The sequence below is a fragment of the Streptomyces sp. SYSU D01066-1 genome (genome assembly GCF_054956795.1).
The window spans coordinates 35,821-51,313 of record NZ_JBUDHV010000041.1; the positions used below are offsets into that span (position 1 = coordinate 35,821).

General features: G+C 72.4%; 15 protein-coding genes. 3 read left to right on the forward strand and 12 right to left on the reverse strand.

Features of this window, described 5'->3' with window-relative positions; all coding sequences use genetic code 11:
* Nucleotides 1–38 precede the first annotated feature (38 nt).
* Nucleotides 39–2,009: a right-handed parallel beta-helix repeat-containing protein gene (locus ACY1JF_RS27550; RefSeq protein ID WP_462707970.1), complete on the forward strand. Its 1,971-nt coding sequence runs from the start codon at nucleotides 39–41 to the stop codon at nucleotides 2,007–2,009.
* 398 nt (nucleotides 2,010–2,407) lie between these two features.
* Here the strand turns inward: ACY1JF_RS27550 and ACY1JF_RS27555 are convergent, their stop codons facing one another.
* From ACY1JF_RS27555 to ACY1JF_RS27600, 10 genes are all read right to left on the reverse strand, one after another.
* On the reverse strand, nucleotides 2,408–3,058 hold the full coding sequence (locus tag ACY1JF_RS27555; protein WP_462707971.1) for a CoA transferase subunit B: 651 nt from the start codon (nucleotides 3,056–3,058) through the stop codon (nucleotides 2,408–2,410).
* Complete coding sequence (locus ACY1JF_RS27560; protein WP_462707972.1) at nucleotides 3,055–3,813, reverse strand: CoA transferase subunit A; 759 nt, start codon at nucleotides 3,811–3,813, stop codon at nucleotides 3,055–3,057. Before ACY1JF_RS27560 ends, ACY1JF_RS27555 begins: the two co-directional genes overlap by 4 nt.
* A gap of 14 nt (nucleotides 3,814–3,827) precedes the next feature.
* Nucleotides 3,828–4,607 (reverse strand): SDR family NAD(P)-dependent oxidoreductase, encoded by a 780-nt coding sequence (locus ACY1JF_RS27565; RefSeq protein WP_462707973.1) that lies wholly within the window; start codon nucleotides 4,605–4,607, stop codon nucleotides 3,828–3,830.
* Nucleotides 4,604–5,359, reverse strand: coding sequence for an SDR family NAD(P)-dependent oxidoreductase (locus ACY1JF_RS27570; RefSeq protein ID WP_462707974.1), 756 nt, complete (start codon nucleotides 5,357–5,359; stop codon nucleotides 4,604–4,606). The genes ACY1JF_RS27565 and ACY1JF_RS27570 overlap by 4 nt, the downstream gene beginning before the upstream one ends.
* Nucleotides 5,356–6,327 carry a fumarylacetoacetate hydrolase family protein gene (locus ACY1JF_RS27575; RefSeq protein ID WP_462707975.1) on the reverse strand — a complete coding sequence of 324 codons (972 nt, stop codon included), beginning with the start codon at nucleotides 6,325–6,327 and terminating at the stop codon, nucleotides 5,356–5,358. The genes ACY1JF_RS27570 and ACY1JF_RS27575 overlap by 4 nt, the downstream gene beginning before the upstream one ends.
* Before the next feature lie 252 nt (nucleotides 6,328–6,579).
* Entirely contained in the window at nucleotides 6,580–7,512 is a 933-nt protein-coding gene (locus tag ACY1JF_RS27580) for a VOC family protein (RefSeq protein WP_462707976.1), read from the reverse strand.
* A 5-nt stretch (nucleotides 7,513–7,517) separates the two neighbouring features.
* Complete coding sequence (locus ACY1JF_RS27585; RefSeq protein ID WP_462707998.1) at nucleotides 7,518–8,516, reverse strand: amidohydrolase family protein; 999 nt, start codon at nucleotides 8,514–8,516, stop codon at nucleotides 7,518–7,520.
* A 5-nt stretch (nucleotides 8,517–8,521) separates the two neighbouring features.
* Nucleotides 8,522–9,646, reverse strand: coding sequence for an FAD-dependent oxidoreductase (locus ACY1JF_RS27590; RefSeq protein ID WP_462707977.1), 1,125 nt, complete (start codon nucleotides 9,644–9,646; stop codon nucleotides 8,522–8,524).
* A gap of 23 nt (nucleotides 9,647–9,669) precedes the next feature.
* Complete coding sequence (locus tag ACY1JF_RS27595) at nucleotides 9,670–10,632, reverse strand: cyclase family protein (RefSeq protein WP_462707978.1); 963 nt, start codon at nucleotides 10,630–10,632, stop codon at nucleotides 9,670–9,672.
* On the reverse strand, nucleotides 10,629–11,630 hold the full coding sequence (locus ACY1JF_RS27600) for a fumarylacetoacetate hydrolase family protein (protein ID WP_462707979.1): 1,002 nt from the start codon (nucleotides 11,628–11,630) through the stop codon (nucleotides 10,629–10,631). The genes ACY1JF_RS27595 and ACY1JF_RS27600 overlap by 4 nt, the downstream gene beginning before the upstream one ends.
* Before the next feature lie 127 nt (nucleotides 11,631–11,757).
* Between ACY1JF_RS27600 and ACY1JF_RS27605 the strand changes: the two genes are divergently transcribed.
* The gene (locus ACY1JF_RS27605; RefSeq protein ID WP_462707980.1) at nucleotides 11,758–12,675 is read left to right on the forward strand and encodes a LysR family transcriptional regulator; all 918 of its coding nucleotides are present in this window, start codon (nucleotides 11,758–11,760) and stop codon (nucleotides 12,673–12,675) included.
* Between the two features lie 595 nt (nucleotides 12,676–13,270).
* Here ACY1JF_RS27605 and ACY1JF_RS27610 read toward each other — a convergent pair.
* Nucleotides 13,271–13,732, reverse strand: a complete 462-nt coding sequence (locus ACY1JF_RS27610; RefSeq protein WP_462707981.1) for a nuclear transport factor 2 family protein — start codon at nucleotides 13,730–13,732, stop codon at nucleotides 13,271–13,273.
* 730 nt (nucleotides 13,733–14,462) lie between these two features.
* Here ACY1JF_RS27610 and ACY1JF_RS27615 point away from each other — a divergent pair.
* Complete coding sequence (locus tag ACY1JF_RS27615; RefSeq protein WP_462707982.1) at nucleotides 14,463–15,143, forward strand: TetR/AcrR family transcriptional regulator; 681 nt, start codon at nucleotides 14,463–14,465, stop codon at nucleotides 15,141–15,143.
* Between the two features lie 84 nt (nucleotides 15,144–15,227).
* On the opposite strand, the gene ACY1JF_RS27620 is transcribed toward ACY1JF_RS27615, so the two are convergent.
* Complete coding sequence (locus tag ACY1JF_RS27620) at nucleotides 15,228–15,482, reverse strand: hypothetical protein (RefSeq protein ID WP_462707983.1); 255 nt, start codon at nucleotides 15,480–15,482, stop codon at nucleotides 15,228–15,230.
* Nucleotides 15,483–15,493 lie beyond the last annotated feature (11 nt).

Consider the following 15,493-nt stretch of genomic DNA (forward strand, 5'->3'; position numbering starts at 1 on the left):
TCCCGCAGGCCGTCAGCGAGAAGAGAGGAACAGCAGTCATGACAGAACCGAGACGCTCGACGAGACGCCTTCTCCTACCGCTCGCCGGTATGGCGATGGTCATCGCCGCGGGACCCGCGGCACCGGCACAGACGCCGCCGAAGGCACCGGCACACGCCTCCTTCACCGGATACACCGGCAAAGGCGCCCTGGAGGCCGAAGGCCGGGAGATCGTCGAGAACGGTGCTCTTCGCGTCGTGAAGGGCGCGGCTCCGGCGAGCCGCCGGGGCTCCACGTACTACGTGGACTCCGCGCGCGGGAACGACGCCGCAGGCGGCAGATCGCCGGTGACCGCGTGGAAGACGTTCGCGCGCGTCAACGCCAAGAAGTTCCGTCCCGGTGACCGGATCCTGCTCAAGGCGGGCAGCTCGTGGTCGGCCGAGGGGAACGAGGTCGCCAAGGAGGCCTACGACTACACCCGGTGGACGGACGGCGAGCCGACGGACGTCATCGGTCCCGAGCCGACCTCGCTCCTGTCGCCGCGGGGCTCCGGTGAGGCCGGCAGGCCCATCGTCCTGTCGAGCTACGGCGAAGGCGCAGCCCCCGAGCTCAACGGCCGCGGCGTCGTCAATGACGTGCTGCAGCTGACCAACCAGTCCCACTGGGACATCTCGAACATCGAGATCAGCAACGTCGCCGACGGCTTCGACCCGTCGACCTTCGAACCCGGCGCGAACGAGGGAAAGCTGCCCGGTGAGGAGAACCCGAAGACCGGTGACCTGCGCGGCATCCACGTGCAGGCGGAGAACGCCAAAACGCTCACGGGCTACTCCATTCACGACGTCTTCGTCCACGACGTCGGCGGCGTCATGTGGTCGATCGGCAACAGCGGACTCGACCGCTCGAAGCGTACCGGCGGCATCCTCTTCGAAGGACTCAAGGGCGACGCGCACACGGTCTCGCAGCTCTCCGGCATCACGGTGCAGGACAACGTCATCGCCAACACCGCTTTCGCGAACGTCGCCTTCAAGCAGTTCTCCGGCATGGGCACGAACCGCTACAAGGACGTCGAACCCGGCTGGGGCGACCGTGCGGCGGGCAAGGCCGCGACCGACGGCACCGTCATCGAGGACCCCGACTGGCGTCCCCACCACGACATCGAGATCTCGGGGAACTACCTGACCAACCGGGACACCCAGTACGGCTGGGACTCGCTCTACCTGACCAGCGTCCAGCGCGCGACCGTCGAGGACAACCTGATCGACGGGGCGGGGGTCTCCGGCATCGAGATGTACTACTCGGACAACGTCGTCGTCCAGAACAACGAGGTGGCCGAACTGGAGACGCGCGTCAACGCCGCCGACTCCAACGGCATCGACCCGGACCGCGGCGCGACGAACATCCTGGTCCAGGGCAACTACGTGCACGACTCCGGCGAGGGCATCCTGCTGTGCGGCTTCGGCTTCGGCACGGCGGTGGTGCGCTACAACATCATCCAGGATATCGGCAGGAACTACGTCAACCCGCACGGCGACAGCGGCGTGAACGTCATCCACAACAACCTCATGTACAACACGCGACAGCCGCTGAAGGACAACACCGTCGGGTTCTTCGAGTCCTCAGGCAGCGCCGGCACCTACCTGACCGCCAAGAACCCGCATCACGTTCTGAACAACGTGTTCGTCAACACCCGCGCAGACGTCACCGCCGCCCTGTTCCGCACCGGCTACCCAGGGGTCCGCTTCAGCAACAACGCGTACCACGGCCCGCAGGTCACCGCACCGGACGCGGACCCCGACGGCATCACCGAAGACCCCCTGCTGGGCGGGGATCCGGCCGACGACATCACGAACGCGGCCCCCGTCTCCGGCGATTCACCACTGGTCTCGGCAGGCATCCCCGTGGACCTGCCCACGATCGCGGCCGGGTTCGACGTGACCGGCATCGCCGACACCAGCCGGCTGCCGGTCCGAGTCGACTTCTTCGGCTCCCGCCTGACCACACCGCCCACCGTGGGACCGGCCTCGTAACAACCCGCTGCCGCCTCGGGCTCGCTCACCTCGAAGCGCTGCGTGTGGTGCGGTCGGCAGCAGGCGGACCTGCTGCCGACCGCATCATGGACGGTTCCGCTGACCGGCGGGCGCGGCGCGTCGCCGGTGCGGCGCCGCCCGATGACGGGGCATCCGGTGGCACCGCCAGCACGCTGTCGGGCGTTGCCCAGCCGGGGTCCTCGGGACAGCTCGTCGGGGTGGATCTCACCGTGGCGCCGCCCGGCCGCGTCGACCGGCGCAGTGAACGGCCGGAGGACGCGTCACCGGGACTCCGTCGAGTCTTCGAGGCGCGCCAGGTCGGCGGTGACCGGGCCGGCGTCGCGTTCGAACGCGACGCCGCTCGTCTCCGGTCGGCGGCGGAGGGTGAGGACTGCCGGTCAGCGAGCGGCTCGGACGCCGCCCACGCGCAGGGCGGCGCCGGTGCGGGCGGTGACGTCCTCGGCCCGGACGCCGGGGGCGGTCTCGACCAGGGCGAGGCCGCCGGGGGTGACGTCGAGGACGCCGAGGTCGGTGATGATCCGGTGGACGCACCTCTCACCGGTGAGGGGGAGGGTGCACTCGTCGAGGATCTTCGGGGTGCCGTCCTTGGCGGTGTGTTCCATGAGCACGATGACGCGGCGGGCGCCGTGCACGAGGTCCATGGCACCGCCCATGCCCTTGACCGTCTTGCCGGGGATCATCCAGTTGGCGAGGTCGCCGCGGGCGGAGACCTGCATGGCACCGAGGACGGCGGTGTCGATGTGGCCGCCGCGGATCATGCCGAAGGAGAGCGCGGAGTCGAAGAAGGCGGCGCCCGGCAGCACGGTGACGGTCTCCTTGCCGGCGTTGATCAGGTCGGGGTCGACCTGGTCCTCGGTGGGGTAGGGACCGGTGCCGAGGACGCCGTTCTCGGAGTGCAGGACGACGTGCACGCCGGACGGGAGATGGCCGGGGACCAGGGTGGGCAGACCGATGCCGAGGTTGACGTAGGAGCCGTCGGTGAGTTCCGCGGCGGCGCGCGCGGCCATTTGGTCTCGGGTCCAGCTCATGGGCGTACGGTCCTCTTCTCGACGGGCTTGTCGGCGGCCTGTTCGGCGGTGAGCGCGACGACGCGCTGGACGTAGACACCGGGCAGGTGGATCTCGTCGGGGGCCAGCTCGCCGGGCTCGACGAGTTCCTCGACCTCGGCGACGGTGACGCGGCCGGCCATGGCGGCGAGCGGGTTGAAGTTGGCGGCGGCGCGACGGAAGACGAGGTTGCCGTGCCGGTCGCCGCGCCAGGCCCGTACCAGGGCGAAGTCGGTGGTGATGCCGTGCTCCAGCACGTACGGCCGGCCCCCGAACTCCCGGGTCTCCTTGGGCGGGGAGGCGACGGCCACCTCGCCGCCGCCGGGCGCGTACCGCCAGGGCAGGCCGCCTCGTGCCACCTGGGTGCCGACGCCGGCCGGGGTGTAGAAGGCGGGGATGCCCGCGCCGCCGGCCCGCAGCCGTTCGGCGAGGGTGCCCTGCGGGGTCAGCTCCACCTCCAGCTCGCCGGTCAGATACTGGCGGGCGAACTCCTTGTTCTCGCCGACGTAGGAACCGGTGACGCGGGCGATGCGGCCGGCCGAGAGGAGGACGCCGAGGCCGCGGCCGTCCACGCCGCAGTTGTTGGACACCACCTCCAGACCGGTCGTGCCCTGTGCGTACAGGGCACGGATGAGCACTTCGGGGACGCCGCTGAGACCGAAGCCGCCGACGGCGAGCGAGGCGTCGTCGGGGATGTCGGCGACCGCCTCGGCGGCGTCGGCGCGGACCTTGTTCACGAGCTGATGTCCTCTCAGGTGGCGGCACCGGGCAGGACGGTGGACCAGCCGCCGTCGACGACCAGGTTGGCGCCGGTGATGTACGCGGCCTCCTCGGAGGCCAGGAAGACGGCGGCGTCGACCACCTCGTCGGGCGAGCCGACGCGCCCCAGGGGGATGTGCCGGGCGATGTCACGCATCGGGTGGTCCTCGGCGAGCAGATCGCCACGGGTGGCCTCGGTGTCGATCACCCCGGGGCTCACGCAGTTGGCGCGGATGCCGTACGGGGCGCCCTCCGCGGCGAGTTGCCTGGTCAGCGCGATCACCGCGCCCTTGGCGGCCGAGTGGGCGGTGCGCCGGTTGGTGAGCGAGCCGGTCAGCCCCGCGGTGGAACCCACGGTCAGCACGCAGCCGCGGCTGTCCATCAGGTGCGGCCAGGCGGCCCGGACGGTCAGCCACACCGAGTCCAGTTCGGCGCGCACGGTGAACGCGAAGTCCTCGTAGGGCTGTGAGCCGATCGCGCCGAAGCGGACGGCGCCGGCGTTGGCGTGGACGATGTCGACGCCGCCGAACGCGTCGACGGCCTCCGCCACCCACGCCCCGACGCAGTCCTCGTCGGTGACGTCCAGCGGGCCGGGCGTGAGGATCGTGCCGCCCTCCCGCGCGACGATCCGCTGGGTCTCGAGGGCCCCCTCGTGCAGCAGGTCACCGCCCACGACGAGCGCGCCCTCGGCGGCGAAGCGTATCGCGGCGGCCCGGCCCTGGCCGCGGGCGGTGCCGGAGATCAGAGCCACCTTGCCCTCCAGCCGCTTCACGACTCCTCCGGACGCAGTGCGTCGGAGACGGACTTGACCCCGCCGTGCGCCGTCAGACCGCCGTCCACCGGGATCTCCGCGCCGGTGATGAACGACGACTCGTCCGACAGCAGGAACACCACCAGCGGCGCCACCTCGGCCACGGTGCCGGTGCGCCCGAGCGGGGTCTCCCGCAGGTTGGCCGCGCGGAACGCCGGGTCGGCGGAAGCGGTCATCTCGGTCTCGATGTAACCGGGGTGGACGGTGTTGACGCGGATGCCGCGGGGGCCCAGTTCCAGCGCGGCGGTCTTCGACAGGCCCCGCAGCCCCCACTTGCTCGCGGTGTACGCGACCGGGTAGTGGGCGGTGAGCGCGGCCGAGGACCCGACGTTGACGATCGAGGAGCCCGGCGGCATCAGCGGGCTCAGGTGCTGGATGCCGAGCAGCGGGCCGGTGACGTTGACCGAGTGCACCCGTTCGAAGTCCTCGGCCCGCACGTCGCCGACCCGGGCCCGCCAGGTGACGCCCGCGTTGTTCACCAGGCCGTGCACCTGCCCGTACGTCTCCCGCAGTTCGGCGGCCAGCTCCGCCCACTCCTCGCCGCTGCTGACGTCCAGGCGGCGGCAGCCGGCGCTCGGCCTCACATCGGTGGCGATGACCCGGGCGCCCTCCCGGGTGAGGGTCTCGGCCTCGGCGGCGCCCTGTCCGCGGGCGGCGCCCGTGACGACGACGACCTTGCCGAGCAGCCTCTTCGGGTGCGGACCGTCGTTCACGGCCGCTCCCGGCCGCGCCGCCGGCCGGCCGGCAGGGACACCGGGTCCAGGCCGGGGACGACCGTGTTCGCCAGGGTGCCGAGACCCTCCACCGTGAGGGTGACGGTGTCGCCCGGCTTCAGCGGCGGCGGTGTCCGCTCGCCGTGCCGGCCCCACAGTTCGGCCAGGCAGCCGCCGTTGCCACAGGTACCGGAGCCGAGGACGTCACCGGGGACGACGCGGGTGCCGCGCGAGGCGTAGGCGGTCATCTCCTCGAAGGTCCAGCTCATGTTGGACAGCAGGTCCTCGCCGACCTTCTCGCCGTTGACCTCGGCGGTCAGCGCGAGCCGCAGGAAACCGTCGGCGTCCCGGCAGGGCTCCAGCTCGTCGGCGGTGACCAGGTACGGGCCCAGGGTGGTCGCGGTGTCCTTGCCCTTGCAGGGGCCGAGCCCGACCTTCATCTCGGCGCCCTGCAGGTCACGGGCGGACCAGTCGTTGAACACGGTGTAGCCGACGATGTGCTCGCGGGCCTGTGCCGGGGTGAGGTCGCGGCCCTCTTGGCCGATCACCGCACCCACCTCCAGCTCGAAGTCCAGCACGGCCGAACCGGGCGGTACCGGGATGTCGTCCCGATGGCCGTAGATCGCGTGCGGGTTGGTGAAGTAGAAGGTCGGTGCCGCGTACCACTGCTCGGGGACCCCGGCGACACCGTCGACGGAGCGGCGTACGCCTTCGACGTGCTCCTCGAAGGTGACGAAGTCCCGTACCGACGCGGGCCGCAGCGGGGGCAGCAGCCGTACCCGGGAGACGTGCGGGCCCGGCGGGACGTCGAGGGCGGCGTGGCCGGCGGCGAGCAGTCCGGGCAGTCCGTCGGCCTGCGCGAGCAGGGCGGTCAGCGAGGTGACACCGGGCAGCGGGTACAGGGTGCCGTCGTCCTCCACGACGGCCACGCGGTGACGGTGGCGGTCTTCGTAGGCGGCGAAACGCATGATGCGACTCCTGGGCGAGGTGGTCGGTCGAGGGGGATGCGCATGAGGTCGGGGCCTATGGCGAGGCGGCCCCGGTCGCCGGTCCCGCGGGCACAGGCGCGGGTCGCCGCGGCCCGCTCGCGGCCGGGGAACCGGGCCAAACCGGCCGGCGCCACGTGGCTGAGGACCACGCGGCGCACTCCCGCCGCCGCACCGTGCGGCGGGAGTGCGTGCCGGGCGTCGTGACGCCGCGGGAATCCGTCAGAAGCCCCCCTAGACCGGCGGGGCGACGAAGACGCCGCGGTCGGGGTCGTTGAAGGACTCCTTGGCGACGAGTTCGTTCATGGGGTTGGCGGTGCCCCACTGGTCGGTGACCTCGGGCTGGGAGAAGTCGTAGACGTGGGGGTGCCAGGTGTCCTCGTCCAGGCACTCCAGTTCGGTGGTGTACTCGACGGTGTTGCCGTGCGGGTCGAGGAAGTAGGTGAAGGTGTTGTCGCCGGCCATGTGCCGGCCCGGGCCCCACACCTTCTTGAAGCCGGCCCGGATGACGCGTCCGGAGCCCCGCATGTACTCGTCGATGCCGCGCATCTCGAAGGAGACGTGGTGCAGGGAGGTGTGCGGACCCTTGGCCAGGGCCATGGAGTGGTGCTGGCTGCTGATCCGCATGAAGTGCATGACCTCGCCCATGTGCGGGGAGGACAGGGTGTCCGACAGGGCGAAGCCGAGGTGGCGCTCGTACCACTCGCGGGTGTGGCCGAGGTCGGGAGAGTTGAGGACGACGTGGGAGAGCTTGACCGGGATGGACTCCTTCTCCTCGATCTTGCGGTGCTGCCGCACCTGGACATCGGCGGAGACCTCGATGGTGCGGCCGTCCACGTCGAAGAAGCGGAAGCCGTAGCCGCCGCCGGGGGTGTCGACCTTCCCCGGCCGGGAGATCAGCTGGACACCGCCCGCGAGCAGCCGCTCGGCCAGGGTGTCGACGTCGGCGGCGGACGCGGCGCCGTAGGAGACGAGGTCGAGGCGCTTCTCCTCGGCCTTGCGCAGCCGGACGACGTACTGCTCGGGAGAGCCCTCGGCGGCCAGGAAGGAGATGCCGGAGTCCTCGGCGATCTTGGTCAGGCCCCAGACGCCGGCGTAGAAGTCGAGCTGTTTGTCGTAGTCGGGCACGGCGAGGTCGACGTGCCGCAGGTGGGTCAGCAGGCGCATGATGGTCAGTCCTTCCGGAGGAGGGCGGCGGCGTTGCCGCCCCGGACGGCGTGGAAGTCGGAGTTGGTGAGGCGGGCGGCGCGCAGGGCGCCGACGGGGTCCTCGCTGCCCATGTCGAAGGGGAAGTCGGAGCCCAGCAGGACCCGGTCGGCGCCGGCCGCCCGGACCAGCTCCCGCAGGACGTGCGGATCGTGCACGAGCGAGTCGAACCACAGCCGCTTGAGGTAGCTGCTGGGCAGGTGCGCGCAGCCGGCGCCCGCGTCGGAGCGGGCGGTCCAGGCGTGGTCGGAGCGGCCGATGTGGGTGGGCAGGTAGCCGCCGCCGTGCGCGGCGATCACCTTGAGACCGGGGTGCCGGTCCAGCACACCGGAGAAGATCAGGTGGGAGAGCGCGACGGCGTTCTCCACCGGCTGCCCGACGGTGTTGGACAGGTACCAGCGGTCGAGGCGTTCGTCGAGGGTGCAGCCGAAGGGGTGCAGGAACAGCAGTGCCCCGGTCTCCTCGGCCCGCGCCCACAGGGGAGCGTAGTCCGGGTCGGACAGCTCCCGGCCGGGGGCGTGGCTGGAGATCTCCACCCCGAGCAGGCCCTGTTCCAGGGCGTGGTCGAGGGCCCGCACCGCCGGCTCCGGGTGCTGGAGCGGCACGAGTCCCAGGCCCCGCAGCCGGTCGGGGGCGGCCGAACAGTGCGCCGCCGTCGCCTCGTTGGCGAGCCGGTACACCTTCTCCGCGGTCTGCTCGTCCGCCCAGTAGTGGTAGTGCGACGGCGAGGGGCTGACCAGTTGCACGTCCACCCCCTGCGCGTCCATCGACGCCAGCCGGGCGCTGACGTCGGTGAGCAGCCGGACGCGGTCGCGGACCATCGGCCCGCTCACCGCGAGGGCCTCGGAGCCGTTGCGGCGGGCGTCCAGCGTCTTGGCCTCGGCGTGTCCGGGCAGTCCGGCGACGAGCGCCTCGACCTCGGGCAGCAGGACGTGGGCGTGCACGTCCACGGTGGGCGCGGCCACGGCGGTCACGGCAGCTCCCGGAGCATCGTCATCGTCCGGCCCATCAGACCGTGCACATCGGCGTCGCGCACCCCGTCGAGCTGCCACTGACCGATCCGCACGGAGGCTTCCACGACCGGGCGGACCCGGGCGATCCGCCGTTCGTAGTACGCCTGGAACAGGGCGTCGTCCCAGTCGTCGGTGTCGGTCAGCATCTGCGCGAGCACCCAGGCGTCCTCCAGGGACAGCGCGGCGCCCTGGGCGAGGGTGGGCGGGCAGCAGTGTGCGGCGTCCCCGGCCAGCACGACCCGGCCGCGGTGCCAGGAGCCCTCCACCAGCATCCGGTCGAACCAGGTGTAGTTGACCTTCGCCGGGTCGGTGATGTGCTCGGTGATCTCGGGCCAGAATCCGCCGTAGTGCCGGGTCAGGCGGCGCATCTCGTCGGCGTAGGACTGCGGCGGGATCAAGGCCCGGTCGCGGTTGTCCTCGACGACGTAGGCGTAGATGGTGTCCTCGCTGGTGGGGCAGTAGCCGGCGATGTAGGCCGGGCCGCCGTAGGCGAGGTCGGTGCGGGTGACACCGGCCGGACGCGGGGCCGCGATGCGCCAGATGGCCATGCCGGTCGGTTCGGGCTTGGCGGTGATGCCGATCGCGGCGCGGGTGGCGGAGCCGAGGCCGTCGGCGGCGACCACCAGGTCGTAGCGGTGCTCGGAGCCGTCGGAGAGGCGTACGCGGGCGCCGTCCGGGTCCAGGATCTCCGCGGTGGTGCCCAGCCGGACCGAGGCGCCGCCGGCGCGCACGGCGTCGATGAGGATCTGCTGGAGCCGGGGGCGTCGCATGCCCACGGCGGCGGGCAGGTCGTCGCCGCCGGTGCGCAGGTCGTCCTGGACGTGCAGGACGGTGCCGTCGGGGGCGGTGATGCCGACCGAGCCGAAGCCGAACCCGGACGCCCGCACCTGCTCCCAGACACCGAGTTCGCGCAGGACCCGCAGGGCGTTGCCCTGGAGGGTGATGCCGGAGCCGGCGGTGGCGTTCCAGTCGTCCTTGGCCTCGACCAGGTCCACCGCGAATCCGGCGCGGCGCAGCAGGATCGTCACGGCGTTGCCGGCCGCGCCGCCGCCGATGACGAGGATCTTGCGGGATTGGGGCATGGGGAACTCCCTTTTTCCTCTGTTTACTTGACGGCGATCGGGTTGACGGGTGAGCCGACCGCGCCGGTGATGGGCAGGGGCGCGGCGGTGAGCCAGAAGGCGTACTCGCCGTCGGCGGCGCAGTCCGCGGCGAGGGCGTCCAGGTCCCACATCTCGCCGATCAGCAGACCGATGTGCGGGATGGCGATCTGGTGCAGGGGCTGGAAGGCGTGCTCGAACTCGTTCGGGCGGACTTCGAAACCCCAGGTGTCGGTGGCGATCGCGGCGATCTCGGTGCGGTGCAGCCAGCCGGCCGTGGTGAACGACAGACCGGGGGCGGGACCGCCGGCGTAGTCGCCCCAGCCGTCGCGGCGTACCCGGGTGAGCTGGCCGGTGCGCACGAGCACGATGTCGCCGCGGCCGACGGCCACCCCGTGTGCTTCGACGGTTGCGGCCAGGTGCTCCTCGGTGATGGCGAAGCCGTCCGGCAGCTGCCCGTCCTCGCCGACGACCCGGCCGACGTCCAGGAGCACCCCGCGTCCGGCGACGTGCGGGGCCATGTGCTCGATGCCGGTGACCAGGTCGCCGTCGGAGGTGACCACCCGTTCGGCCGGGCGGCCGTTCCACGCCTTGCCGTGGTCGAAGATGTGCCCGAGCCCGTCCCACTGGGTGGAGCACTGCAGCGGCATCGCGATCACGTCGTCGGCGCCGCCGATGCCGTGCGGGAAGCCCTGGTTGCCGAGCGCGGCGTCGGTGCCGGTGTCCAGCATGGTGTGCACCGGGTTGGTGCGCCGCCGCCAGCCCTTCTGCGGGCCGTCCGTGTCGAAGCGCTGGGAGAGGGAGAAGCTGACGCCCCGCCGGACCAGTGCGGCGCCCTCGCGGCGCTTGGCGTCGTCGAGGAAGTTGAGGGTGCCGAGCACGTCGTCCTCGCCCCAGCGGCCCCAGTTCGAGCACGCCTTCGCGGCCTTCGCTATCGCCCCCTCGGGATCGGTGCGGTCCGGCGTCATCGAGCCGCCTCCGCCACGCACCGGGTGCGCTGGGCGCCGAGCCCGGTGATGGCGGCGTCCATGACGTCGCCGTCGCGCAGCAGCCGGCCCCAGTGCATGCCGTTGCCGGCCGGGGAGCCCGTGAGCACCAGGTCGCCGGGCAGGAGCCGGGCGGTCCAGGAGGCGTAGGAGACCATCCGCGCCACGTCGAAGATCATGTCCTTGGTGGACTCGTCCTGCATGGTCTCGCCGTTGAGCTTCAGCGTGAGCCGAAGGTCGTCCGGGTGCGCGATCGAGGCGGCCGGCACGATCCAGGGACCGAGCGGGGTGAAGCCCGGGGCGTTCTTGCTGCGCAGCCAGTCGGTGCCGATCTGCGGCATGTCCCGGCGGAACACGGTGGCCCGGTCGGTGAGGTCGTTGGCGATGGTGTAACCGGCGACATGGCCGAGGGCCTCTTCCACGGACACCCGGTGGGCCGGGCGGCCGATCACCGCGGCCAGCTCCAGCTCCCAGTCGGGCTTCTCGGCCCAGGACGGCAGCACCACGTCGTCGTAGGGACCGGTGATCGCGCTCGGCAGGCCGATGAACACGTACGGCAGGTCCTCGGCGGCCCGCCGGTCCATGATCTCGGCGGCCTCCGCGCGGCGTTCCGCCTCCGGCCGGTCGTCGCCCGGGGCCCGGTGGGCGACGTGCAGATCGATCACGTGCTGCCGGTAGTTGGCCCCGGACTGGAACACCTGGCGCGGCTCCACCGGAGCGTGCGTCCGGAACTCCGCCAAGGTCCCGACTACGGGGCCGGCGGCGTCGGCCAGCGCGGTCAGCCGGGGCAGCACCGCGTCCCAGCCGTCCAGAACTCCCCGCATGCTCAACGCGGCGTCGCCCAGGGCGGACCGCAGGTCGATCACCTGGGCGTCGGCAGTGACAAGAGCGGGGAAGGCGGGGCCCTCGGGAGCGGAAAGGGTGGCCAGGGCGAAGGGTCCGGCGAAGAGGGCGGACGCGGCTTCAGGTTTCACGGACATGTCCTCCTGATTGCGATGGCACTAATCTGGACGCGCCACCCGCGATCTGGGAAATAGATCTTGTGGATGACGGCCATCCATGAGGCAAATTCGCGCAGCTCAGCACCGGACAGCTAGGAAAGTCACCGTGAATCTCAGTCGCCTGGACCTCAACCTCGTCGTCGCCCTGCGCGCACTGCTGGAGGAGCGCAACGTCACCCGCGCCGGGCAGCGCGTCGGGCTCAGTCAGCCGGCGATGAGCGCCGCGCTGTCCCGGCTGCGCCGGCACTTCGACGACGACCTGCTGGCCCGGGTCGGCGGCCACTACGAACTGACCGCCCTCGGCCAGGTTCTCCTCGATCGCGCGTCCACCGCCTACGAGTTGCTCGAGCGTCTCTTCGCCAGCCAGGCGGACTTCGACCCGGCCCGGGAGAGCCGCGAGTTCGAACTCGTGGCGTCCGATTACGCGGTCGCCGTCTTCGGCGCCGAACTCGCCCGGGTCGTGCACCAGGAGGCCCCCGGCATCAGGCTGCGTTTCGCCCAGACGCCGACCGCCGTGGTGGACGCCACGGACACCCTGCTCAGCACCACCGACGGCCTGCTGATGCCGCACGGCGTCATCAACGGTTTCCCGGCCACCGACCTCTACCGGGACCGGTGGGTCTTCCTCGTCGCCGACGACCACCCGACCGTCGGTGACCGGCTGACCCGGGAAGACCTGGCCCGGCTGCCTTGGGTCACCTACCAGCGCACCTACGACGCGCCGGCCGTCCGGCAACTGGGCATGCTGGGCATCGAGCCCCGCGTCGAGGTCTCCGTCGACAGCTTCCAGCTCATGCCGCTGCTGGTCAGCGGAACCCGGCGCATCGCCCTTGTCCAGGCCCGGCTCGCCCGGCTCCTCGCACCGCTCGCCGCCGTCCGCGTGGTGGAGCCGCCCTACGAGGCGGTGTCGCTGAGCGAGGCGTTGTGGTGGCACCCGGTGCACACCCACGACGCGGCCCACATCTGGCTGCGTGAGACCGCCGCCCGGGTCGGCAGGCGGATGGCCGACGGGTCCGGGGGCTGAGCGAGTCCCACCGCACGTCCCCGACAGCCCTGAGCGGACCCGGTCAGTGCGCGGGAGGCGCCGTGGCCGGCCGGCGGACGACCATCCGGGTCGCAGCGCGATGCGGCTGTGCGGGTGCCTGATCCCGTGGGCCGTGTCCTCGATGGGCAGCCGGCCGGCCCGCCGTCCCACGCCGGATGCCCACCGCCGCACCGAGGTGAGCGGTACCACGGCCGACGAGGCGGACCCGATGTCGCCGTAGCCGACCCCTGCGGGCGACCGCACGGCCCGCAGCGGGCGGCGAGCCGTGCGGTCGCTGCCGCGCCGGCCAGAAGGCGGCCCTGAACCGGTACGCGCGCGACGCGCTCACCGTCCTGGACCGCGTCGGGGAGGGGCACGAGGCGGTCCGCCGCCACCGCGTGGAGGACCGCCTGCCGGCACGTCACCGCCACACCCTCGCCGTCCGCGCCCGGACGACCACCGCTCCGTGCCGTCCCTCACCAGGTTCGCGTCGGCGCTGGGCCGTGGACGCGGGTCCTGTCGGGCAGGCACGTGGCCGCCCCGGAGCGGGTGCCGGAGGAGTTCGCCCGCACCTTTGCGGCGTGGGCCGCCACGGTCAGTGGATGAGGGGCTCACCCGACAGGTAGCGGATCTCCAGGGTGACGTGGGTGAACCGCCAGCCCTCCGGGGTACGGCGGAGCCGGCACAGGTACCAGCCGGCTCCGTCGGCGTGCCGGAAGGGGTCGTCGGCGTCCAGGACGTGGGCGGCCACCAGGTAGGAGCGGGTGGTGGCGGTGTCCCCGTCGACGGTGACGGCGTGGTTGGTGCTGAGGTGGTGGGTGCCCGCGTACCGGCCGAGACTGCCCGCGACGAACTCGGCCAGACCGGCCCGGCCGGTGTGGGAGATGCCCGGGGCGATGGCGAGGACGCCGTCCTCGGCGTAGTTGGCGGCGTATCCCGCCCAGTCCTTGTCGTCCAGGGCGCGGGCGAAGTCGATCAGCAGATCGCTGATCGCGGCACGGTCGACCAGCCACTGGAGCTGCTCGGCGGGGCTGGTCGGGGGGTTGACCGGCGGCATGGGCGCTTCCTCCCGTAGGCCGGCGGACGTGTTCCGCCGGTCGGTGGGGTGGGGCAGCGACGGTTCAGTGCTGCCAGTGGTGCGGGGGCGTTCTCCTGAGCCGGCCGACCTCCGTCTCCCGCATAGAGCGCGGGAACTGAGCACGGGAACCGGACGGGAAACCGGCCCTCGGGCGGGCCCGGCCGTGGACCACGTCGAGGAGGGCGGTGTCCGCCGCGCCGTAGACGGCGGGCGGCCCGGCGCCGCGGCCGGCGGGTCCCCCGGGGGGACGGCGGGCCGCTCCGGATGGACGGCGACGGCGGTGGGGACGGTGCCGAGCAGGGCGAACACCTTCTTGGGCCGCTCCTCGGGGTAGTCCAGTCGGCCGGTGTGGAAGAAGGACTCGAAGCGGCCCGGCCGGGGCTCGTGAGGGGTGCCCGGACGCGGCACGGACGGGTCGGCGGCGGCCGGCTCGGCGACGGCCTCGCCCCACGGTGCGCGGGCCGCCGGGTCCGGTGGCAGCGGGCCGGGCTCGCGGACGGTGACCGAGCGGCGCTGGGCGGCGGCGCGGAAGTCCGCGTGGCCGACGGCGGCTTCACGGCGTCGGGACGGTCGTTCACGGCGCGCTCCAGCGGCTCGAGACCCAGCACGACGGCGAGCGGTGCGTGAACAGTAGAATAAAAATTGAACGTGGCCAATAATTTTACTGGGCGGCGCGGGTCACACTCCACGGATCGTTACGCTGGTGCCGATGGAGAACAGTGCGGAGCCGGCCGTGGCCCAGGAGCCGACCGGCCGGACGAAGCGGCGACGGCGGTCCACGGGGACGTACGCGGCGGCCGACGCCCGGCGCGCGGCCATCCTCGACGCGGCCACCGCCCGCTTCTCCCGCGGCGGCTACCTCAACTCGTCCCTCGCCGCGATCGCTGCCGACGCCGGGACATCGGCGACCGTGGTCACGCACCACTTCGGCAGCAAGGAAAAACTGCTGATGGCGGTGCTGAAGGCCCGCGAGGAGCGCAACTACCTCAAGGTCCACGGGACCGTGCCGCACGACGACGTCCGCGAGCAGTTGCGCGCCGTGCTGGCACTGGCCGCGCACAACCTCACCGAACCGGGCCTCATCGAACTCTTCGCCCGGCTCTCCGTGGAGGCGACCGACGCCGCCCACCCGGCCCACGCCTTCTTCACCACCCGCTACCAGGGGGCCGCCCGCGCCCTGGCCACGGGGCTGCGCGGGGCGCTCACCGCCGGCCGGCTCCGGCCCGGCACCGACCCCGACCAGGTGGCCCGGGAGATCCTCGCCGTCTCCGACGGCCTCCAGGTGCAGTGGGCCCTCTCGCAGGGCCGCCTCGACTTCGTCGCCGACTACCGCGCCTACCTCGACCGACTCGCCCGGTCCCTGACGACGGACGGCCACGGCCTGGACTGACCCGCGCCGGGACACCGCGGAGCTCCCCCGCCGGCTCAAGCGCCGACGGGGGTACTGCGAAGCGTCACCGCTCCCGCGGGGAGGTCACGCCAGGAGGACGGCCGCCTGCCCGGCCGGGCGGTGCCGCCGCCAGACGATGACCGGGAAGACGACCAGCCCGACGACGGGCAGCGCGCACACGCTCCAGCCCGGCGCGAGCGGCGGGCCGGGCTGCTCCAGGACGGTGATGTCCTCGAGCGTGCCGGTGCCCTCCCCCTTGGGCCCGTCGATGGTGGAGATGAGGTTCCACCTGCCCGCCGCGGACAGCGACTGGGCGTCCGGGCAGTCACTGGACCTCACGTTCGTCCCCG